The sequence below is a fragment of the Ezakiella coagulans genome (assembly GCF_003096635.1).
In the GTDB taxonomy this organism is placed as follows: Bacteria; Bacillota; Clostridia; order Tissierellales; family Peptoniphilaceae; genus Ezakiella; species Ezakiella coagulans.
Genome location: NZ_QEKV01000004.1, coordinates 49,722 through 72,502, shown reverse-complemented (window position 1 = coordinate 72,502; position 22,781 = coordinate 49,722). Strand labels below are relative to the sequence as shown.

Annotated in this window: 21 protein-coding genes and 1 riboswitch; of the genes, 9 read left to right on the top strand and 12 right to left on the bottom strand. The window is 34.4% G+C overall.

Features of this window, described 5'->3' with window-relative positions; genetic code table 11:
• Nucleotides 1–42 precede the first annotated feature (42 nt).
• Together fusA and C7381_RS04185 are read right to left on the bottom strand one after the other, a co-directional pair.
• A complete protein-coding gene (fusA, locus tag C7381_RS04190; RefSeq protein WP_116480002.1) occupies nucleotides 43–2,100 on the bottom strand; it encodes an elongation factor G in 2,058 nt (685 codons plus the stop codon).
• 232 nt (nucleotides 2,101–2,332) lie between these two features.
• A complete protein-coding gene (locus tag C7381_RS04185; protein WP_052085342.1) occupies nucleotides 2,333–3,286 on the bottom strand; it encodes an epoxyqueuosine reductase in 954 nt (317 codons plus the stop codon).
• Between the two features lie 85 nt (nucleotides 3,287–3,371).
• Here C7381_RS04185 and C7381_RS04180 point away from each other — a divergent pair, with 85 nt between their 5' ends.
• From C7381_RS04180 to C7381_RS04165, 4 genes are read left to right on the top strand one after another with little or no spacing between them, the layout of a single operon-like run.
• The gene (locus C7381_RS04180) at nucleotides 3,372–4,511 is read left to right on the top strand and encodes an FtsW/RodA/SpoVE family cell cycle protein (RefSeq protein WP_116480001.1); all 1,140 of its coding nucleotides are present in this window, start codon (nucleotides 3,372–3,374) and stop codon (nucleotides 4,509–4,511) included.
• A 12-nt stretch (nucleotides 4,512–4,523) separates the two neighbouring features.
• The gene (locus C7381_RS04175; protein WP_116480000.1) at nucleotides 4,524–4,973 is read left to right on the top strand and encodes a hypothetical protein; all 450 of its coding nucleotides are present in this window, start codon (nucleotides 4,524–4,526) and stop codon (nucleotides 4,971–4,973) included.
• Nucleotides 4,963–5,541 carry a DUF1700 domain-containing protein gene (locus C7381_RS04170; protein WP_034545398.1) on the top strand — a complete coding sequence of 193 codons (579 nt, stop codon included), beginning with the start codon at nucleotides 4,963–4,965 and terminating at the stop codon, nucleotides 5,539–5,541. Before C7381_RS04175 ends, C7381_RS04170 begins: the two co-directional genes overlap by 11 nt.
• Nucleotides 5,541–5,786 (top strand): hypothetical protein, encoded by a 246-nt coding sequence (locus C7381_RS04165; protein ID WP_034545401.1) that lies wholly within the window; start codon nucleotides 5,541–5,543, stop codon nucleotides 5,784–5,786. The genes C7381_RS04170 and C7381_RS04165 overlap by 1 nt, the downstream gene beginning before the upstream one ends.
• 40 nt (nucleotides 5,787–5,826) lie before the next feature.
• Here the strand turns inward: C7381_RS04165 and C7381_RS04160 are convergent, their stop codons facing one another.
• Nucleotides 5,827–7,485, bottom strand: a complete 1,659-nt coding sequence (locus tag C7381_RS04160) for a nucleoside kinase (protein WP_116479999.1) — start codon at nucleotides 7,483–7,485, stop codon at nucleotides 5,827–5,829.
• A 150-nt stretch (nucleotides 7,486–7,635) separates the two neighbouring features.
• Here C7381_RS04160 and C7381_RS04155 point away from each other — a divergent pair, with 150 nt between their 5' ends.
• The 4 genes from C7381_RS04155 (at nucleotide 7,636) to C7381_RS04140 (ending at nucleotide 13,409) form a co-directional block, all read left to right on the top strand.
• Nucleotides 7,636–8,397: an ABC transporter ATP-binding protein gene (locus C7381_RS04155; RefSeq protein WP_081935411.1), complete on the top strand. Its 762-nt coding sequence runs from the start codon at nucleotides 7,636–7,638 to the stop codon at nucleotides 8,395–8,397.
• An 18-nt stretch (nucleotides 8,398–8,415) separates the two neighbouring features.
• Entirely contained in the window at nucleotides 8,416–10,602 is a 2,187-nt protein-coding gene (locus C7381_RS04150; protein WP_116479998.1) for a COG1361 S-layer family protein, read from the top strand.
• Entirely contained in the window at nucleotides 10,595–11,977 is a 1,383-nt protein-coding gene (locus C7381_RS04145; protein ID WP_116479997.1) for an ABC transporter permease, read from the top strand. The genes C7381_RS04150 and C7381_RS04145 overlap by 8 nt, the downstream gene beginning before the upstream one ends.
• A gap of 148 nt (nucleotides 11,978–12,125) precedes the next feature.
• Complete coding sequence (locus tag C7381_RS04140) at nucleotides 12,126–13,409, top strand: stalk domain-containing protein (protein WP_116479996.1); 1,284 nt, start codon at nucleotides 12,126–12,128, stop codon at nucleotides 13,407–13,409.
• A 119-nt stretch (nucleotides 13,410–13,528) separates the two neighbouring features.
• Here the strand turns inward: C7381_RS04140 and C7381_RS04135 are convergent, their stop codons facing one another.
• The 3 genes from C7381_RS04135 to mscL are packed head-to-tail and all read right to left on the bottom strand — an operon-like array spanning nucleotide 13,529 to nucleotide 16,223.
• Complete coding sequence (locus tag C7381_RS04135) at nucleotides 13,529–14,407, bottom strand: DegV family protein (RefSeq protein WP_116479995.1); 879 nt, start codon at nucleotides 14,405–14,407, stop codon at nucleotides 13,529–13,531.
• A gap of 15 nt (nucleotides 14,408–14,422) precedes the next feature.
• Nucleotides 14,423–15,796, bottom strand: a complete 1,374-nt coding sequence (locus C7381_RS04130; RefSeq protein WP_116479994.1) for an MATE family efflux transporter — start codon at nucleotides 15,794–15,796, stop codon at nucleotides 14,423–14,425.
• A complete protein-coding gene (gene mscL / locus C7381_RS04125) occupies nucleotides 15,786–16,223 on the bottom strand; it encodes a large conductance mechanosensitive channel protein MscL (protein WP_116479993.1) in 438 nt (145 codons plus the stop codon). Before mscL ends, C7381_RS04130 begins: the two co-directional genes overlap by 11 nt.
• Nucleotides 16,224–16,348: 125 nt before the next feature.
• Between mscL and C7381_RS04120 the strand changes: the two genes are divergently transcribed.
• Nucleotides 16,349–16,951, top strand: a complete 603-nt coding sequence (locus C7381_RS04120) for a ribonuclease H1 domain-containing protein (protein WP_116479992.1) — start codon at nucleotides 16,349–16,351, stop codon at nucleotides 16,949–16,951.
• Between the two features lie 38 nt (nucleotides 16,952–16,989).
• On the opposite strand, the gene C7381_RS04115 is transcribed toward C7381_RS04120, so the two are convergent.
• The 6 genes from C7381_RS04115 to C7381_RS04090 all read right to left on the bottom strand — a co-directional run bounded on the left by C7381_RS04115 (nucleotide 16,990) and on the right by C7381_RS04090 (nucleotide 22,777).
• On the bottom strand, nucleotides 16,990–17,643 hold the full coding sequence (locus tag C7381_RS04115) for an ECF transporter S component (RefSeq protein ID WP_116479991.1): 654 nt from the start codon (nucleotides 17,641–17,643) through the stop codon (nucleotides 16,990–16,992).
• Between the two features lie 42 nt (nucleotides 17,644–17,685).
• Nucleotides 17,686–17,804: riboswitch (FMN riboswitch) on the bottom strand.
• A gap of 57 nt (nucleotides 17,805–17,861) precedes the next feature.
• Complete coding sequence (locus tag C7381_RS04110) at nucleotides 17,862–19,151, bottom strand: CdaR family protein (RefSeq protein ID WP_165803590.1); 1,290 nt, start codon at nucleotides 19,149–19,151, stop codon at nucleotides 17,862–17,864.
• Nucleotides 19,129–20,040 carry a diadenylate cyclase CdaA gene (gene cdaA / locus C7381_RS04105; protein ID WP_052085347.1) on the bottom strand — a complete coding sequence of 304 codons (912 nt, stop codon included), beginning with the start codon at nucleotides 20,038–20,040 and terminating at the stop codon, nucleotides 19,129–19,131. Before cdaA ends, C7381_RS04110 begins: the two co-directional genes overlap by 23 nt.
• A 15-nt stretch (nucleotides 20,041–20,055) precedes the next feature.
• Entirely contained in the window at nucleotides 20,056–21,849 is a 1,794-nt protein-coding gene (gene pepF / locus C7381_RS04100) for an oligoendopeptidase F (RefSeq protein ID WP_165803589.1), read from the bottom strand.
• Complete coding sequence (gene nth / locus C7381_RS04095; RefSeq protein ID WP_281261752.1) at nucleotides 21,846–22,499, bottom strand: endonuclease III; 654 nt, start codon at nucleotides 22,497–22,499, stop codon at nucleotides 21,846–21,848. The genes pepF and nth overlap by 4 nt, the downstream gene beginning before the upstream one ends.
• Nucleotides 22,496–22,777, bottom strand: coding sequence for a DUF503 domain-containing protein (locus tag C7381_RS04090; protein ID WP_116479988.1), 282 nt, complete (start codon nucleotides 22,775–22,777; stop codon nucleotides 22,496–22,498). Before C7381_RS04090 ends, nth begins: the two co-directional genes overlap by 4 nt.
• Nucleotides 22,778–22,781 lie beyond the last annotated feature (4 nt).

The following is a 22,781-nucleotide window of genomic DNA, read 5'->3' as shown; positions in this document are numbered from 1 at the left end:
CCGGTTTTTTTGTACATAATCTATATATTTTTTGTATCCCTTTTAATTGTTTTCACTAGCTTCTTTGATTTTCTTTGCAATTTCTTGCGGAACTTGTTCATAGCGAACGAATTCCATTTCAAATGAACCTCTCGATTGAGTCATTGCTCTTAAATCGATTGCGTATTCGAACATTTCAGCATGCGGTGCTTCTGCAATAATCTTTTGGCTTCCGTCTCTTTGTTGTTCCATTCCGAGAATTCTTCCACGACGTTTATTCATGTCACCCATAACATCCCCCAAGTATTCTTCCGGAATCGAGATTTCCGCTTTTACAATCGGTTCCAATAAAACCGGTGCTGCTTCTTCCATACCTTTTTTGAATGCAAGTTGTGCAGCGATTTTAAATGAAACTTCGTTTGAGTCAACGTCATGGTAACTTCCATCATATAATACAGCTTTCATATGAACTACAGGATAACCTGCAAGAATTCCGTGTTCAATTGATTCTCTCAAGCCTTTTTCAACAGCCGGGAAGTAGTTCTTAGGAACTGCACCTCCGAAAACCTCTTCATCAAATATAAAGTCTTCATCGCACGGTTCAAATCTAATCCAAACATCTCCATATTGACCTGCACCACCGGATTGTTTTTTATGCTTACCTTGAACTGATGCAACCTTTGTAATTGTTTCTCTGTATGCAATCTTTGGATTTTTAAGTTCTACATCAACTCCAAATCTATTTAAGAGCTTGTCTTGAATAACTTGAAGCTGCATGTTTCCTTGTCCGCCGATTAAAAGTTCCTTTGTTTCACTGTTCCTTTCAATAACAAATGACGGATCTTCATCATGGAGTTTATACAAACTTTGAGCCATCTTATCTTCGTCGCCTTGTTTCTTTGGATATACGGCCATAAATAACGTCGGCTTCGGATATCTTAGTGGTTCATAAACAATAGGATTATCTTCGTCACAAAGCGTATCACCTGTTTCAGTATATTGAAGTTTTGACATAGCTCCAATATCGCCCGCTGTAATTTCGTCAGTATCTATTTGTGTCTTACCTCTTAGATAGAACAGTCCGCCCATTTTTTCGGTCTTGTCTTTTCCTGAGTTATATAAAACTGTGTTCTTTGTAATTTTGCCGGAAAGAACTTTAAATAATGAGAGCTTTCCAACAAACGGGTCAACAATTGTCTTGAATACAACTGCTGAAAACTTATCATTAACGTCAGTTGTTCTTTCAATAATTTGTTCGTCCCAAATACCCTTTTGAATCGGGTGATCCTTAGGACTTGGGATATATCTCATAACAGCGTCTAAAATTCTCTTAACGCCTATACCCTTTGTTGCAACTCCAATAAACAGAGGACAAAGTTCCCCTGAAGCAACGGCAGATTTGATACCTCTAATAAATTCTTCTTGTGTAAACGGTTCGTCGGCGAAATACTTTTCCATAAGCTCTTCATCGCTCTCTGCGACAATTTCATTAAGAGCGGAGATGTATTTTTGACATTTGTCAATCAATTCTTGCGGAGCGTCTTCAACAACTCCGTCAGGACCGTCGAACTTGTGGTATTTTTTGTCCAGAACGTCGTAGCAACCTTTAAATTCATCACCATCTCCAATTGGAATTGTAAATGGAATTACTTTGTCTCCAAGTTTTTGTTTTATAAGTTGATAGACCTTTTCAAACTTAACATTTTCCTTGTCCATCTTATTTAAAAATATAAGTCTCGGTGTATTGTATTTTTCAACGTTGTTCCAAGCCTTTTCAGTTCCAACTTCAACACCCGCTTGAGCGTCGATAATAATTACGGAACCGTCCGAAACCCTTTTTGCTCCATACATTTCAGCAATAAAGTCGAAATAACCCGGTGTGTCCAAGATGTTGTACTTGATGTTGTTGTATTCAACAGGAATTACAGAAGTGCCGATTGAAACTCCTCTACTCATTTCTTCCTTGTCAAAGTCGGAAACTGTATTTTTATCTTCAACTCTTCCTTGTCTTGAAGTCACGCCCGTTGCAAACAATGCTCCTTCGGTAAAAGTTGTTTTACCGGAGCTTGAGTGCCCCAAAAGGGATATGTTTCTGATGTTATCCGCAGTATATGCTTTCATGTTAATCCTCCTTTTATTAAGAAAAATAATATATTTGATTTATAAAACATTTTAGAATATAAATTTATATTATGTAATTTAAATCACATTTTTCTCATTAATTTCATTATACCATATCCAAATTATAAAATAAAGATATTTGAATGATTGCGTTACATATTTTGAAATTTTTTTGTAACTAAATTATATATACCCAATAATAAAAAAAATAAAAGACTTCAAAAGAAATCTTTTATTTAATAAAATCCAAAAAATATTTTAAAATATATTCTTTTGTAATATTATCTTTTTTGAGCTCCTCTTCTAAGTATTTTACAATTGATTCATCTTTCAAATTATGAGCCCTTATAATTGCATTTCTTTTTATAATTGACCGACCTCTCCAAAAAAATGCTTTCTCGCCATAAATCTTTTTAAACTCCTTATTTGAAAGTGTAAATAAATCCTCATAGCTCATATCATCTCCCGATAAAAATTCAATCATACCACTTGCTTTATCTGAATTATACGGACAAACTTTTTGACATATATCACAACCGTAAAATGTTTTAATCTTTCCTTCAAGATCGGGGTCCGGTTTTTTCGTTTGTGTAAGATGCGAAAGGCACCTCATAGGTCGAAACTCCCCCTCACCGATTGCTGAGGTTGGACAAGCCTCAATACATCTAGTGCAATGTTCGCAAAGTGTATTTTTAAACTCACTATCCTTATATGGAATAAACTTTTCAAATTTTAAATCTGTTAACACATAGCCGATGAAGAAAAAACTGCCAATTCTTGGATTTATTAAACACCCATTTTTCCCAATAAAACCAAGTCCTGCCTTCAGTGCAAGCGTTCGATCGAAAAGCGGGCCCGTGTCCGAATATCCTAAAAAATTTCCAAGGTCCATCATATTGCCTAACTCACTAATCTTTTCCTTGAACACAATGTGATAATCTTTTTCGTTCGAACCTATTGACATTCTTCCACTCTTTAAATTCTCTGGCCGATAGTTCATAAGTAAAACTATAATAGAATTGAATGCACTCATATCAAAATTATTTTTAATCTGATTTTCATTGTAATAATCGACCATTGATGGAATAAAATGCGGTTGAATATAACACGCCGTTGGAATTATACCAAATTCTTCAAAGCCCAACAAATTTAAATTTTCTTTAAGTTTCAAAAATTTATTATCCATATTTTTATTTTATCATTTTATATAAAAATTTTCCATTTCAATTTTTTTCTGTTATAATGTATGTATATTTGTTGGGAGAGATTTTATGTTTTTTGATAAAAAGAAAACTTACAAAAGAATAGATTATTTTTTGATTTTAGTGGTCCTTGCACTTTTAGCGTTCGGACTAATTATGGTAAATTCAACCACCATGAGCTATGGTGCCGCAAAACACTCGAGTTACATGCGTTCACAAGGCCTTTCGACCATACTTGGGCTTATTGTTATGTCGATTCTTGTAATAACACCACCTGATTTAATAAAAAAACTTGCATGGCCAATCTATATTGTGTGTGTTGGTGTTCTTCTTGCAACAATGCTTTTCGGCATCACCTACTCCGGCTCAAGATCGTGGCTCGGAACTAATTCTTTTAAATTCCAACCGTCGGAGTTTGTAAAAGTTGGACTTATCGTGTCGCTTGCAGCATTTATGGATAAAAATAAAGAAAAACTTAATGAACCGTTCACACTTTTAAAACTTCTCGTGCTTGCATTCATTCCTGTAGCTTTTATATTAAAACAACCCGACTTCGGTACAGCGGTAGTATTTATGGGAATAATTGCCGTAATGTTTTTTATCGGTGGTATTCATTGGAAATACATTTTGATTGCAATAGGATCCGTGCTCGTTTACCTTCCTGTACATTGGTTTAATATGGATGAGTACGCAAGAGAAAGAATCTTTGACTTTTTGGAACCTGAAAGAGATACTTTGGGCACAGGAATGCAAGCTTATATAGGAAAAATAAGTTTGTCATCAGGCAAATTCAGAGGACGCGGTTTATATAACGGTGTGCAAAATCAAGGGAACTTTTTAATGCTCAAACACTCTGACTTTATATTCCCAATGATTGGAGAAGAACTCGGATTTTTAGGCGGAGCTTTGCTTCTAGTTTTATATTTCTTGCTCCTCACAAGAATTCTTCATATTTCAAAACAATCAGATTATTTTGCCAAAGTTTTATCCATTGGTGTTTTTACAATGTTTTTGATTCATATATGGGAAAATATCGCTATGACAATGGGCCTTATGCCGGTAACCGGGATTCCGCTTCCATTAATTTCATCAGGCGGAACTTTCCAAATTGCAAATCTTATTAGTATTGGATTAATTTTGGGTATAAAGTATCATGTAGGTGCGAACAGTTTATCCACCGGAGAAAAAATAGACAGTCTTTTGACATAGAAAGGAGAAATTATGATAACATACGAAATGTTATTGGAATCAGCAGTTTTAAATGACATTCATAAAAAACAAGATGAAAAAATATCTTATTATACTGTATGTCAGGATTTGCGTGAGCTATGCCCTACCACTTCTAAAATCGTAAAAACTATTATTGATTTCAGGCGTCAAAATATAATTGAAGAAAATACTGAAAATGATTTAAAATATTTAATTCTTACAGAAAATGGCATTAAATATATGAATGAACTTTCAAAAGAGCTTTCTTCTCAAGTTGAAACCATGAAAAAATATTATACACATAACAGTGATATAAAAAACAACAATGTCATTTTAAAAAATAATGACAATTCAGTTGAATACGCCTCTTTCGGTAAAAATATTAAGGAAACAAAACTAGTAGATGACAAAATTTCTAGCGGATTTGTTGAAGACAAAGGAGGTAATAATAATGAAAAGTAAATTTCTTGATGATTTAAAACTTTCACTAAAAAGCTCCGGTGTCAAAGATACAGCTGCAAACGAAATCACACGTGTTTATGACGAATACTTTAGAGAAGGCGAACGTTTTGGAAAATCTTATGATGAAGTAAGAGGTTCTATTGAAAACCTAAATACAATTGTCTCCACCTTTGCTCCTAAAAAAATTAGAGAATACAAAGAAGTTGGAGATACAGTTATCAAAGAAAAAAGAAGCCTCGGCGTCATTGCAATGTATGCAGTCCTATTTTTCTTTTTAAATCTATTCTTAGTTCCGACATTCATTGCAATGTTTGGAGGAATTGTATGTATCGCAGTTCTACCGATTACATTTATTTTGGTAGCTCTTGGCGTTTTACTATACGGAAACGCTTATGTTAACGGTCACCTCATATTGATGAATCCTCTTACAAGATGGACTCTGCCATTTGGAATTATAGGCCTTTCGATTTTATGTTTCGTATTTGCCTTTTTCCTTTTAAAATGGCTATTCAAACTTGTTGCATTAATATTTAGTTGGCAAGCTAAATTCCTAAGGAGGTATAAGTAATGAAAAAATTTCTATTGATTTTCACAGCTGTAACTCTTCTATTCTTTGCGATTGGTGCAGTTTCATTCTATGTAAATGACAAAGAAAATATTGTAAATGCAATAAATTCGGAATATGGAGATGAAAGCGACAAGATTTGGAAATATCCGATTTATGATCGTATATATCAATTAAACAATAATTTGAACGAATTCAATTCGCATATGCATGAAATAAAAAATAATATAAGCGAAAGCTTCAAGTAAATGAAAAACCACGATATCAAAATCGTGGTTTTTTTGTTCTCTATTCAAAAATACTTCCGCCAATAAATTCTCTTATAAGAGATGTGTTCGGAATCATTGCATCGTCCTCAATTGAAACGAAATATCTAAGCATATCCATCAATCTGTTTGCACGAACATAATTTCTGTCAGACTCAGGAACTTTCTCAAGAAGTACCATAGCATGTTTTTTTAGAACGGCAATTTCATAAAAAAGACTTGTGTTTATCATTATATCCGCTTCTTCCTGAAATGGAAATACATATTTATCTTCTCCCTTTCTTACATTTTCCCACTCGTTTAGTGATGTTGAAACATCACGTCCTCTTGTTCGCACATCTCTTACCATACGCCTTAAAAATCTAACGTCCGTTGTCGATAGCCTATTCATTGAATCAATATTCATTGTGGTTAATGCTGAAAGATATAGTTTCAACTTGTTTCTGTTCGGCACATATTTTGAAAGAATCGGATTAAGAGCATGAATCCCTTCGATTATAATTATTCCACTGCTTCCAAGTTCATGCTTTTCCCCTGTGAAAATCGGTTTTCCTTCAATAAAATCAAAACTTCTCTTTTCTGTTTCTCCGCTCTCTATTAATTTAATAATATCTCTATTTAACGATTCTATATCAACAGCATCAATTGTTTCAAAATCGTATGTGCCGTCAGGATTTTTAGGTGTCATCTTTCTGTCTACAAAATAATCGTCGGTTGAAATTTCAATTGAATTAAGGCCATACATTGTAAGTGCGATTTTAAGTTTTTGTGCAAAGGTTGTCTTTCCGCTGCTTGAAGGTCCGCTTATAAGAACAACTCGCTTTGCAGAGTCCTCAGCAATTTTTATTGCAATATCCCTTATTCTCATATCAAGAAAACTCTCTGAAACCAAAATCAAATCTCTGCTCTTCCCACTCAAAATTTTATCATTCAACTCTCCAACATAATTTACTCCAATAATATGTGCATCCTTGGTGTGATCTTGAAATGTTTTCGCAAGCTTTGCTTCCTCTTCATTTATATCAATCTCAAAATTTTTATCACTAGATGGAAAGCGAATTAAAAGCCCAGGATAATAATATGACAATTCGAATTTTTCAATAAATTCTGAACTTGTAACTAAAACGCCCTCAAACTTTTCTAAAAAGTTATCCATTCTGTACATATTTACGTCCATAGCTTTGCTTGTTTCTAAAAGTTTAACAACATCGTCTCGTTTGATTTTGCTATAATAATCAATGGCCTTTTCAGAATTCCATTTTTCCATTTTAATATCAATATTCTCTTTTACTATTTCTCGCATCCTTTTTTCGATACTTTTTACTTCTTCAATAGTAAACGGTTCTTCTCCAATTTTTTGTGTGTAAATTGTGCTTCCAACATAATGCTCTATAACTGTGTTCATGTTTGGATATAGACTTTTTATTGCATAAGCATAAATCATGGAAAGACTTGTTGTATAAATTCTAAGACCAAGAGAGTTTTCAATGTCCAAAAGAACTATTTCATCGTCTGCCTTGGGTTTATAGCATAGACTTTTTAGTTCAGCGTTCACAACCGCACCTAAAAATCTTTTATAGTTTTTAAACTCTCTCTTTATTATTTCAACGATGGATTCTCCATTCTTATATTCAACTTCTACTTTTTTTGCCTCGTGTGGCATTTTAAATTTTATTTTCATCTAATCCCCTTCTTTTCATTTTTCATAGCATTATACTTATACCCATTTCGAATCTTAACAATAAGGTCACGCAAATGTAATAAAAAAACACACAATTATAATTGATTAAAACACTACTATTTGCTATAATGTAATCATGGAGGTGATAGATTGCAACCGTTAATAGAACTTAAGGACTTAACGAAAGTCTATAAAATGGGACAGGAAAAAATAGTTGCTTTGCGTCACGTCAGTCTTGATATTTATAAGGGTGAATGTATTTGTCTTGTCGGTCCTTCCGGCAGCGGTAAATCAACTCTTTTAAATATGTGCGCCGGACTTGAAAGACCAACATCCGGAGAAGTTATAATAGGAAACATTCACATGGAAAATCTAACTGAAGAACAAGCAACAAGGTTCCGACAACTAAATGTCGGTTTTGTTTTTCAGGCTTACAATCTTATACCGACATTTTCAGCAGTTGAAAATGTTGGGCTCGGACTCGCTTTTAAAGGTGTCCCTAAGAAAAAAAGAATTGAAATGGCAGAAAAAATTTTAAAGGAAGTTGGACTCGGAAAAAGACTCTACCACAAACCTTCCGAAATGAGCGGTGGTCAGCAACAAAGAGTAAGTATTGCGAGAGCTTTTGTGGATAGCCCGAAAATAATTTTTGCAGACGAACCAACCGGAAATTTGGATTCGAAAACCTCAATCGAAGTTATCGAACTTATGACCGATATGGTTAGAAGAAATAACAGCACTATGATAGTTGTAACGCACGACATTGAAACAGCTGTCTATTCTGACAGAATTATACATTTTAGAGACGGAACGATTGAAAAAATTGATACACAAATACCAAAACCACTTCCTTCAGAGGAAGTTATTCGAAGCAGATTCGATAAGATAGAAGAAATAAACAGCGAGATATAGTTAATATTGGAGGAAAATATGAGAAAAAACAAATTTTTAATTTTATTAATATCATTAGTTATGATATTTCAAAGTGTAAGTATTTTTGCGGATGGCCCCACTGGAAAACCTGGCGATGGAGGAGTAACCGAACCCTCAACTCCCCCTTCACAAGCTGCACCATCATCAATTACACATATAAGTGCAAGTAGCACTGTTGTCGGCAAACCTGGTGAAACAAAGGAAATCCGTGCGTTTGTTGACTTCAACTATCCATTAGATCAAAGTGGATTTCCAATGATTGGCAGATATTTTACAATTAGCGGAAACGCTGACTCTAAAGGAAATAATAATATTTTTATGCTGAAAGGCTCAGACGAAAGAATGCCTGGTAAAGAATTCAGAGGAAGAATGATGGGGGGATCAATTGACCTTCAATTTACCGTGCAAATTGCAAACAATGCACAGCCTGGAACATATCCTATTGACATTAACGTATATACTAGCGACGGACAAACAAAAAGCGTCACAACCTATGTAAGGGTTGAATATGATCCTAGACAAGCTTCCAGACTTGTTCTTTCCGACATAAGAGTTATGCCGAACAATATGAATATTGCCCCGGGAGAAGATGTCATTGCCGGATTTACGATAAAAAACCCTACCGATAATGAAATAAACAACGTTGAGGTTAGACTTGAAGGAATGAGTTCTGACGGATTTACGCTCGAAAGAGACTTTAATGTTAAAAACTTCGACACCATTCTTCCAAATGAAGAAAAGCGTGTTAGTTTTGTTCTTTCAGCCGGACCTAATGCAAAAGCCGGCAACCATGAGTTCAAAGTAACTCTTTCTTATTTCGATCAACACATTGAAGGCGGACAATCAAAAAGCGAAAAATCATTTTTCTTAACTCTAAAAAAAGACCCATCAAATGTTTCAAGTGTTGTTATTGAAAATCTTGTAACACCGGCAAACACACTTTATCCGGGCAAGTCCTCTACCCTATCGTTTGACGTTACAAACAGAGGAAAGAAAGCAGCAAAGAGAGTTTTGATTAAGAGCAGCGTTGAAGGTGACGGGCTTGTAAATAAATCAATCAGTCAACATTTCATTGAAACCCTCGCACCTGGAGAAACTCAAAGTTTCAGCTTTACCTATCTTGCAACGCCTGCAAGTTCAACACAAAACTATCCGATTACAATCAAAGTTGAATATAGAGACGAAGACCAAACTGAAGGCGATCCTCTAACAACTGAACAGTATTCCGGAATATTTGTTTCAAATCCAAAGAAAGATAGCTCAGGTGATGGAAAAGAAGATAAAATTTCGACTCCGAAAGTAATCATCAGAAAATACACTTTCAATCCTAAGCTTCCTGAAGCGGGAAAAGAATTTGCAATGGATTTGGAATTCCAAAACACTTCATCAACAAAGGTTGTAAAAAACATAAAGATTTCTATGAACTCTCCAAAAGGCACTGACAGCAAGGATTCAGGAGGTTCTAATATCTTTACACCTGTCGACAGTTCAAATACATTCTTCATCGACAAGATTATGCCAAATGGTGTAGTTCAAAAAACTATAAATCTTTACACTGTCCCTGATGCAACGGCAAAGACATATAATGTAACATGTTCATTTGAATATGAAGATGGCTCTAATAACCAATTTAAAGCCGAAGAAGAAATCGGTATCCCAGTTGTTCAATCATCGAGACTTGAAATTGGTGAAGTTCAAACACAAGAGGCATTTAATGTCGGCGAAGGTACTCCACTTTCCGTTACATTCTATAACACCGGAAAAGTTACACTCTACAACATGATGGTTCGTTTTGAATCAGATGAGTTGGAAGCACAAAATTCAACTTATTATGTCGGAAAATTCCTCGAAGGTTCAACTGAAAATTACGACATTCAAGTAAATGCAATGGAAGCTGGAGAAAAGAAAGGAAATATTGTATTTTCCTACGAAGACTCAACCGGTAAAAAACAAGAAGTTAAAAAAGAAGTAAAATACACAGTCTCAGAAGCTCCGGCTTTTGACCCGAATGCTCCGGAAAATCAAATGCCTGCTGAAGAACCGGGACTTAAAGATAAAATTTTAAATATTTTAAAGAAATGGTATCTTTGGGTTGGACTTCTTGCAGTCGGTGGAATCACATTTGTAGTTGTAAAAAAATTAAAAAAGAAAAAAGAAACAAAGGATTTGACTTTAGATGTCTAATTTAGATTTAATTAAGATGTCTCTTGGAAATCTTTGGCGTAGGAAACTTAGAACTCTTTTGACGGTGCTTGGTGTTATAATCGGCACAGCATCAATCATCACCACCTTGAGCCTCGGCTTCGGCATGAAGGAGCAAAACAAAAAGCTTCTAGCTCAAATGGGTCCGGTTGATGTTATAAAAGTTGTTTCCTACCCTATTTACGATCCTGAGACACAGAAACAAAAAGATGCAAAACCACTTGATGATAAAGCAATTGAAGAAATTTCGAAAATTGAAAATGTACAAGTGACAATTCCGACTTTGGAAGTTGATGGAGTTGACATCGCCTCTAAAAAATATTCAAACTTTGCACAAATCATTGGTGTGGACCCTGAAAAATATGCACTATTGAATCCGGAAATGCAATGGGGTCGTTTTCTTGAAGCTTCTGACGGAGAAGTAGCTGTCTTCGGTGGCGGTCTCAAACGTTCATGGTACGATCAAAAAAGTAGAGGCGGCAGAATGAATGACATGAATGATCCGGATAAAACGCTTGTCGACCTTGAGAAGGATCCGATAACAATGAATATTGGAGAGGGCTATGACCCGGAAACTGAACAAAGAAAATATTCAAAGACTCACAAAATAAAAGTTGTTGGAGAACTTCCCGAAGAGGATTGGGAAACCGCATATAATGTATATATACCAATGGATTTTGCATTGAAATTAAAAAGAGAAATCAAACGTGAGAACGATAAGCAAAAAGCTGATGGAATGGTCGGCGGAATGGGATACAGAGACAGAAACAGCACAAGCAAGTATTCCAGCATTATTGTCAAAGTCGATGATATTAAGAATATGAGAGCTGTAAATGACAAGGTCAAAGCACTTGGATACAACGCTCAATCAAATCTTCAAGCAACCGACGCTTTAAACAAAAATGTTGAAAGTACACAAAAAATACTTGGCGGAATCGGTGCCGTCAGTCTTCTTGTTGCTGCAATCGGAATTGCAAATACTATGGTTATGAGTATCTATGAACGCATCAAGGAAATCGGCATTATGAAAGTTATCGGTGCTAATGTTTCAGACATCAAAAAAATGTTTTTGACAGAAGCTGCGTTTATTGGACTTTTTGGAGGTGCCTTGGGCATTGGCGTAAGTTATATAGCGAGTGCCATCATAAATTATCTTTCAAAAAAAGGTAATCCTGATGACATGGGCGGAATGATGGGAGGCCTCCCTATGATGGGAGAAGGAAAAATTTCTATAATTCCAATATGGCTCATACTCGTTGCACTTTTATTTGCGACTATAGTCGGAATTTTAAGTGGATACTACCCTGCTCGTAAAGCAACGAAGCTTTCCCCTCTCGAAGCAATTAGAACACAATAAAATACAGTTATATGTTTGTATAATTTAAAGTCCCCTTTTATAGGGGACTTTTTTGTAAATAATTATATTTGTGCTTCCGGTTTTTTAATGGTATAATATTTGTAAGTTGATTTAATTAATCAACATAATAAATTATTTGGAGGAAACTATGAACAAAAAATTTTCATTGCTCCTAGCAATACTCATGCTGGTTGCGTTAACCCCAATCACTTTCGCTGAAAGCGAAACTGTTGTAGCAAAGAAGGCCAATCAAAAATTGACTCTTGACGGCAAAGATGTAGAAGCTCCGTTCTATAATATCAACGGATCAAACTATATTAAGCTTCGTGATTTAGCTGTAATTTTAAATGAAACTGAAAAGAAATTCAACATTTCATACGACAATGAAAATAAAACCTTCATAATTGAAAGATATAGACCATATGAAAAAATAAAAGGTGATCTCGAAGAAATTAAATCTGAAAAAGCAAAAGCTATGCTCTCTACAAAAACTGTTTATATTAATCATAATCCAAAAGGATCAGATATATATGAAAAAAGAGATGCTAAAACAGCTTTGATAAACGGAAACAACTACCTACAATTGAGAGATCTCGGCGAATTGGTAGGAATTCATGTCGATTATGATAAAGAAACTAGAACAATTAAACTTGTTTCCGATTATAAAGATGAGACTCACTACGGCTTCATTTCAAAAACTTTTACAGAAGAAGATGAAAAAGTCTTTAATGCAATCGAAAACTTCTATAATTCTCTTGGAAAAAACGATAAAGATGGAATCTATGGATTCTTTAGAGAATATATTCACCCGGATTTTAGTGATGAAGGCTGTGCAAATTTTGAAAAGCAAATCAGAGATATCCTCAAAAATGGTGGCATAAAGGAAATAAAAGATGGCTACAAAATTGAAAAAGTGATTGAAAACTATGATGATGGTAAGGGCTATATGACCGCATTTAATTTCAATGATCACTATGTAGCATTCGATTATTTTAAATCGAACATTGACAAAACAGAAAATCAATTGCGTTTTGTTATGAATACCGGACACGATTTCACCGATGGAAGCCTGGACTCAAGTTATTTCGTAACAGAGTTCGACACAGGTATAAGGCTTGCGAATGTATTTAGTTTACATGATAATTTTGCAAATAAAAACTATGATGACGCTTATAAAAACTATCAAAATTTAGGGCTCTCAGGCAGCAAAGAAGAAATGATACAATTTTTAAACGATAAGGCCAAAGGACGTGACATTTTCCATCCAAAATACACATATAGAATGGCTGAAAGAAGAACATTTTTAACACGTGGTGTGACTTATACTTTTGATTACGGTACGGATGATCAAATTATATTTGTTTATGATATTACCAACAATGTATCCGTGCTACAAGTAATTCCTGTAAAAAACCCAAGAATAAAAAAATAAAAACGCAATTTTAAGATGCTTGCCAATCTTGGCAGCATCTTTTTTTATTTTATAAAATTTTATTATAATAAAAAATCTCCCCTTAGCATTTATTTGCTAAAGAGAGATTTATAATTGTTCTAATCTATTCTTTCCTCGCCCCAGAAGAATAACGAAACAGTTCCGGGCCCTGTATGAACTCCAATTTGATGAATGTCAAATATTTCAATTGATTTTACATTTGCAAATCTTTCTTCTATTAATTTTTCAACTTCCTTTGCTCCGTCGATATAATCTGAATGAGATATAAATACTTTTTTATTGTAATCTTTACCACACTCAGCACGCTTCTCCATAATGTCTACAAGTGTTTTAAAAGCTTTTTTGGAACCACGCGTGTTTTTCTTTTGAACAAGTTTGCCATTAATATCCATTCGCATTATAGGATAAATATTTAGTGCTGCGCCCAAAATCATTTTTGTTCTGCTTACTCTGCCTCCCCTAAAAAGGTGAGAAAAATCACTTAAAGTAAACCAATGATTTACCTTCATTCTGTCTTTTAATATGCAATCATAAATCTCACTTGCACTTTTGCCTTCGTTTTTTAAGTCATTTGCGTAATCAAGAATAAGTCCTTCTCCAGAAGATGCTGCAAGTGTATCCGGCACATAAACCCTCTTCTCTCCCACTTCATCTTCTATCATATCGGCAGCCATAACTGCACTGTTATGCGTTCCTGAAAGCCCACTTGAAAGATCTATGTGAACAATATCATATCCATCTTCGACAATTTTCTTCCAATTTTCATAATAGACCATGGTTCCGTTACCGGAAGTTGTCGGAAGCTTCCCTTCTCTAATTTTATCGTATAAGAATCTTGGAGTTATTTGCTCATAGTCATCAGCATATTCTTCCCCATCGATAATAATTATAGTTGGAATTAGAAGTATGTCATTCTCATCAAAATATTCTCTTGTCATATCAACAGTCGTTGCTGCCGAAAGTTTTACCGGTCTCATAAATCCTCCTGATATTTAAAGTATGTCTCCCTCTTGTTCGCATTCAATTTTAACGAGTTTAAATATTTTAAATAGAAAGTAAAATACAATGATTGAACTAACAAAGTCACTCACTGTGTATGCATACCATACACCGTCTATTCCAAAGTACATCGGCATTATATATACCAGAGGTACAAGTATAAGCAATTGACGAAGAAGTGACGTTGTAGACGCAATTCTTGGCCTTTTAACGGCTTGAAAAAATGAGGTCCCTGTAATAGAAACACCAAGAAAAATCGATGCATACATACTTTTTCTAAGAGCAGGTGCTGCCATTTGTAAAAGTTTTGGATCTGCATTTTTATTTAAAAATATGCTTGAAATTTGATACGGAAATATCATTATAATTAAAAATACAAATACACATATATATGTTGCATAAAGTGCACCGATTTTATATGCTTTTGATAGTCTTTCATAGTCTTTTGCACCATAATTGTATGCAATAATCGGTTGAACCCCTTGATTTATACCGAATAGTGGCATAAAGAATATATTTGTTACCGAGCCGACTATTGAAAGAACAGAAATGCCGAGCGTACCTCCGTACTTTCTAACACTTAACGTAATTATACTCGTCACTATTGCATTCGCTATATTTATAAGAAATAGCGGCATACCATTTTCAAGTATCAGAGGTACTGCTTTTCTGTCCAGTTTCATGTATTTAGGATCGAGATTTAATGCGTGCTTTCCTTTAACAAAATGCATCAAAACCCAAATCATACTCACATATTGTGAGATAACTGTCGCACATGCAGCTCCCTTAACACCCATTTTTAAAGCAAAAATAAAAATAGGGTCTAGTATTGCATTTAAAAATACTCCTATAAGTATCGTATTCATTGCTGCTTTTGAATCACCTGAAGCTCTAATAAAGTTGTTTAAACCGAAACCTATAATGATTGCCGGAGCTCCGAAAAGAACAATGTCAAAGTAATCCTTTGCATATTGGTGATTTTCCGGTGTGCTTCCAACAATGTTTAGTAAATTATCTGCAAAAATATAAAATAAAGTCGGCAATAAAATTGATAAAATAAGACATAGCAAGAATGATGTATTTAAAAATTGCTCCGCTTTTTTTCGATTGCCCTCGCCGAGACTTATACTCATAAGTGTGCTGCCGCCTACCGATGCAAGCATTTGAAAACTCATGATTATAAACATTAAAGGAAGTGTAACATACACTCCCCCTATTGCAATCTCATTAACGCCCTGTCCTATGAAAACTCTGTCTATAATATTGTATAATGCATTTGCAAGCATTCCAATGATGCTTGGTATCGAGAGTTTAAGGACAAGACTTTTAATATCTTCAGTTCCCAGACCGTAGTCTTTATTTTCCACTGATATCTCCTGTACAATGAGGACATTTTACAGCCCCAATAGGAATTTCTGTCTTACATAGAGGACATGTTTTTGTGGTAGGGTCTGCAGGTGCAGGTTGTTTCTTTACTTTCATAATTGCTTTTACCATCATGAATATACAGAATGCAATAATTAAGAAATCTAAAACAGATTGAATGAAAGATCCGTATTTCAATACAGCTGCGCCTGCTTCTTCAGCTGCTTGAAGTGTATTGTAGCTTGTTCCGTCAAGTGAAACAAACAAATTTGAAAAGTCTAATCCGCCTGTCAATTTTCCGATAAGAGGCATAAGTATGTCATTCACAAGTGAACTGACAATCTTGCCGAATGCACCACCGATTATAACACCGATTGCCATATCGAAGACGTTTCCGCGGTTAATGAAATCTTTAAAATCCTTTAACATAATTCTTCCTCCCTAAATATTTTTATACTTCTATTATACACGATTGGCATTAAAATTTCAATTGCTTTTAATTCTAATATATTATATAATTGAATGATTGATAACAACAAAGAAAGGTTGATAAAATGAAATACTATGCTGTAAAAAATGGAAAAGTTCCGGGAATATATAACACTTGGGATGAGTGCAAAGATAATATCCATGGTTTCAAAGGCGCTATTTATAAAAAATTTGATACTGAAGAAGATGCTATTAATTTTATGGAAGGCTCTGATTTAAACGAAAAATATATGAATAATTCTAAAGAAATTGGCGACAATGAAGCTATTTTATATGTAGATGGAAGTTTTAGGCAAGCTGACAATACTTTTTCTTATGGATATGTACTAATTACAAAATACGGCGAATTTGAAGGCTCACAAAGATATGACATTCCATCTTTAATTTCATTCAGAAATGTTGCAGGTGAAGTTTTCGGTGCAGTTTACGGCATAAAAAAAGCTATGGAGTTAAACATAAAAACCGTTTATCTACATCACGACTACAGCGGCATAAGACATTGGGCTCTAAAAGAATGGAAAGCTAAAAATGAACTCACACAAAAATATCAGGTGTTTTTTGATACTATAAAAAATAATATCAATGTAAAATTTATAAAAGTTAAAGCACACAGCAATATTGAAATGAACGAAAAAGTTGATAAACTCGCCAAAGATGCGAAAATATAAAAGCAGCAGTTGTTTCGTACAACTACTGCTTTTAATAATTATATTATTGCATATAGAATAAGTGCGAGCACAATTAGTCCTACAGCAGCAATTAGAGAATTTCTAAGAGCATGTTCTTGCGGCTCAATGTTTTGCGCCAATACGTTTGACTTGATTTTTAAAATTCTGCTATAAAAAAATGCTATTAATGCTGAATTCAAAAAACCTTTAATCAAATTGAAAGGTAGAATTGCCGGAACTAGAAGCTTTACAACTTCAGAACGCGGAACGTGCATATAAAACGGAGTTACTACCCAATTCCATAGAAGCATCACAACCGTCATTAGAAGTGTACTTGCAATCAAACCGACAACGACATTTTTTACACTTTTTGACTTGTAGAAGAAATAACTTGCCGGAATTAAAAATGCAAGTGTTGCAACCACATTCATTAAAAGTCCGATAAGTCCGGTATCGGATACGGTAACCATTTCAATGACACTAACTATAGCCGTTACAATAGTTGCCGGAATTATTCCAAACATAAATGAGCAAATGACCAAAACGAAATCTTTCGGGTCATACTTCAAAAATAGTACTATTGGGAATCTCCCTACAACCATTAGTGCATAGGCAAGTGCAGCAAACATAGCCAAACTTGTCAAAGTTTTTACGTTGGATAGACCAACTCTTCTTTCTGTCTTACTGTTCATAAAAATAACCTCCTTTTGGGCAATAAAAAAACCCTATAAAAAGGGGATCTTCCTTTTCATCCGGACTATACCGTCGGCTCAGGAATCAAACCTGATCTGCCATATTTGGCTCGTGGGCTTTACCACCGGTGAGGAATTTAACCTACCCCTTGAAGACAAATACATTATACACCATATAAAATATAATTGCAACAAAAAAGAGAGAATTTTTCTCTCTTTTAGTTATTTTTGTCATTATTTTTATCGTTTTGATTGTCATTGTTATTATGTTCTTCAGGATTTTCAATCACCTTCAAGTCAATAGTTACCGAATTATTAAGAACAATATTATCCGGATTCTTTTCTAATTGCAGTTCGTATTTCTGAACTCCCGGGAGTGCATTACCCATATCACAGAAAAATTTCAATCCAGATTCATCTAAATTTGTAACTTTTTTCTCTTCTCCACTTATATCTACCGTATAAATATCTTGTATACTCGTTTCGTCAAGCTTCAGTCCTTCCGGAAGATTTGTAAAATGAATTTGAGATTTATTAATTTCTACACGTCTGATTGCAAAATTATCTAACAAAATACTTAGATTATATTTTACATTTTCATCCACAGGTGCCATTCCATCAGGTATATTGAGTTTTACTTCTTGATTGGTATTGCCTTTAAGAGTTGATAGGTCTATTGGCTCCGTTTCGATAGATTTCGGCACTTTTGCATCGTTTAACACTTTTAGAGTTATAGTTTTCGGCGTAATGTCATACGACCTCATATTAACAAGTGTAGGAAGTGCTCCCTTTGTTTTTAATTCAATCGGCATAATTATTGTTTTGAAAATCGGAACCGATATATCAATAACATTCGGTGTGGTTTCAACCGAAACCAATTCGTCGCCGTTTTCATCTACCGCTTTCACAGAATTCGAAACCGTAAAAGGTTCAGTTTTATCTGTTATATCAACAGTTGTAACAAGACTTCTAACCTTATCAAGAACATGTTGTGGACCCTTTATTTTTATTCTTGGCGACGAAGTTGTAACTTCCCCGACAATATAGTTCTCAAGAGGACTTCCGTTTGTGTCAATTTTAACTTCCATCTCACGTGTAATAACCTTGTCAATTGAAACAAGCACATCTCTCGGTGAAACACTTTCAACTTGAACAGTTCCCGGATTTGACTCAAAGCGAGTTTCGACTCTAACTCTTGAATCCCCTACACCATATCCCTCAAGGTCCGCTGTTGCATAAACACTTCCCTGTCTTATTTTATCGAGATCATTTTTCTTTCCTGAAATTTTTATATTTACAAATTGTTCGCTCGGACTTAGTAGAATCAAACCTTTTTGTTCCAGGCTATCCATGTTTTGAAAGTTTACACGAACATTTCTGATCGTTATAGATTCATTAGGATTTTCAACCCCCATTACATAACTCCATAAAAGAATTGCAATGACAAGTGACAATATTTTGGCAATCATATTGTTATCTTTGAATTTACTTAGATTTAACTTCTTCATCCTTGTCATCCCCCTCTTCAGTTGTAACGTTTTTCTCCTTTGAGTCCTCCGATTTAAATTCATTTATAAATTTATTCAATATTCCACCTTCTTCAGGCTTCGGATTATAAATATCTGTCAATTTCTTTCTCAAAGTATCTTCATCCAAATATCTCGAAATTTCGCCCGATTCACAAGTTGAAATACCGCCTGTTTCCTCTGAAACAACCACTACGAATGCGTCACTTTTTTCACTTATACCAAGAGCTGCTCTGTGTCTTGTTCCCAAATCTTTCGACAACCTATTGTTATCGGTTATTGGAAGAAAACATGCAGCTGCTTTGATAATTTCTTTGTCTATAATTACAGCGCCATCATGCAATGGAGTGTTTGGAATAAATATATTTATTAAAAGTCCCATAGAAACGTAACCTTCTATCTCAGTACCCGTTTCTATTACCTCTCCCAAACCGGTCTTTCTTTGAATTACAATAAGCGCCCCAATTTTTTGTCTTGAAAGAGATGCACATGCCTGTACAATTTCTTCAACGACCGGGTTAACTTGTCCATCTTCCAAAGTTCTAAATCTCGAACCTATAAATTGTGATCTTCCTATAAATTCAAAAGCACGTCTTATTTCCGGTTGGAAAATAACTACAAGCGCAATAAGTCCTGCTCCCAAAACCCAATCCAGGAGCCATCTTAGAGTGTATAGCTTGAACCATCCGGAAAGTTTTGTAACGATGAGAAGAACAACAAGCCCTTTTGCAAGTTGTTCCGCTCTTGTTTGCTTTACCAATTTATAGGTATTATAAATAATGACAGCAATTATAAGGATATCGATCACATTATTAAATTTGAAATTTAAAACTGTGTCCTTTATGGAACTTAAAAATCTAGCTCCGTCCATTTTTGCTCCTTATATTTATATTAGTGTTTTAAATTCTTCCAAAAATTCCTTAAACATTTGAATTGCATCTTCAATAGGTTGCGGACTATTCATATCGACTCCCGCTCTTTTTAGAACGTCGATAGGGTCCATTGAAGAACCGGATTTTAAGAATTGAAGATATAAATCCCTTTCCTTTTCTCCGCCTTCCATAATCCTCTTTGCAAAACTTAATGCTGCAGATATTCCCGTTGCGTATTGATATACATAGAAATTATAATAGAAATGAGGAATTCTCGACCATTCATATTTTATAATTTCATCCTTTTCCATTTCCGGTCCATAGAACTTTTCGTTCAATTTACCATATTCTTCATTCAAGAAATCTGCTGTAAGAGAGCCGTTATTCTCGAATTCTTTATAAATCATATCTTCAAATATAGCAAATTGTGTTTGTCTGAATAGCGTGCCCTTTATTGTATCCAAGAAATGATTAATTACATATTTTCTTAAGTTCTTATCGGTCCACTTTTTCAAAAGATAATATGTTAACATACTTTCATTCATTGTCGATGCAACTTCAGCAACGAAAATCGAATATCCGCTATATACATACGGTTGATTTTTGCACGAATTGAATGTGTGCATCGAGTGCCCCATTTCATGGGCAATTGTGAACACATTGTCAAGTGTCCCATGGAAGTTCAATAATACAAACGGCATAGTTCCATATCCACCGCTTGAATATGCTCCTCCACGCTTACCAGGTGTTTCATAAACATCACACCATCTGTCTTCAAAGCCCTTCTTCAAGTTTGCAATATATTCTTCTCCCAGTGGTTTTAATGCTTCTAAAACTAAATCCCTACCTTCTTCAAATGTAAAAGATAAATCAACATCATTTACAAGATTTGAATAGATATCATACATATACATCTTGTCAAGACCAAGTGCTTTTTTTCTTATGGACATATATTCATGAAGTGCAGGCAAATTGTTTATAACTGTCTCTGTGAGTTTGTCATACACGCTTATTGGAATAGCGTTGTTGAAAAGTGCAGCTTCTCTTGCCGTATCAAAATTTCTGAGTCTTGCAACAGTCACATTTGACTTTACTGTTCCTTCAAGAGTTGAAGCTAGAGTGTTTATATGTTTTTCAAACTCTCCATAGAATTTCTTATAAACTTCTTCCTTGATATCTCTCGTTTCATTTTCGAGAAGTGGAACAAAATTTCCTTGTGTGATTTCAACATCTTTTCCGTTTATATTTACACTTGGGAAACCCATATCCGCTACTGTAAGCATGCTGAACGATTTTTCAGATGAATTGAAAACCGGACTCAATGTGGACATCATATTTTCTTCTTTTTCGCTCAAAGTGTGAGGCTTAAATTTCAAAATATCATCCAAATATTTTTCGTAAATCTTAAGTTCCTTTTCTTCATTGAAAAACTTTTCAAAATCTGCTTTTGTGTATTTCAAAAGTTCCGGATTTTCAAAGCTTACAGCTTGGCTGTACTTTGAATAAAGACCTTCAAGTCTTCCTTCAAGAGCTTGATACTTTGAATCCCTATTGTTTTCGTTGAAACGATTTGAAATATATGTGCTGATTTTTGTGAGTAATATTTCGAGTTCATCTTTTCTTGTCAAATATGAATAAAGAGTTTCTGCACTTTCCATGAGTTTTCCTTTAAACTCTCTTAGCTCTGAAAGACCTGATTCAAACTCGTTAATGTCTTTTTCTAAAAACTCTTCATTTTCATATAAACTCTCTAAATTCCACTTGTAATCTTTTGCTATTTCTGTTCTGTCATTAAATGTAAACTTCATAAATCCTCCCTTTTTTTGTACAAACAATATTCTTTCACCGGACATTCATTGCAATTGGGATTTCTTGAAAAACAAATCCTTCTGCCATGAAAAATAAGTACATGGTGCATCTTTGTCCAAATTTCTTCCGGCAATTTTTTCCTTAAAACCATTTCGGTTTTTTCTACCGTTTTTTCATTTGAAAATCCAATTCTATTTGAAACTCTAAACACGTGTGTGTCGACAGCAATCCCTGGAACTCCAAAACAATTTGATAACACCACATTTGCAGTCTTTCTCCCGACCCCCGGAAGTGATACTAAATCGTTCATATTATCCGGAACATTTCCGCCAAACTTGTCCATAATAATTTGAGTTGCTTCAATAATGTTTTTACCCTTCATATTAAAAAATCCTGCACTCTTGATATATTTTTTTAAATTCGCAAGTCCAAGTTCAAGCATTTTTTCAGGCGTATCAGCAACTTTAAAAAGTTCTTCAGTAATAATATTTACACGGACATCCGTACACTGTGCTGAAAGAATTGTCGCGATCAAAAGTTCGTATGGTGTTTCATGTACAAGTTCGCAATGCGCATCATGATGATATTCCATAAGTATTTTAGAAACTTCTTCAATTTCATTTTTATTTAAAATATATCTTTTTCTCACAAAAACTCCTTCTGAACATCCACAATCTCAAGCACAAAATTAGATTCTATAAAATTAATCACATTTTGATAAATTTCATCGAGATGTTTATAGTCATTTGAAACCGCTGAAAAACTGATTTCAAGTGTTGTAAGAGAATCCATACTGCCTGTTTCTGCAATCGAAATATTAAATTTATTTTTAATTCTTTCGATTACTTTCCTTTTTATGCTTCTTTTTTCTTTCAAACTAAAAACTTCGTATAATCTAAAAATTATATTAACGGCAATAACCCTCATAAAA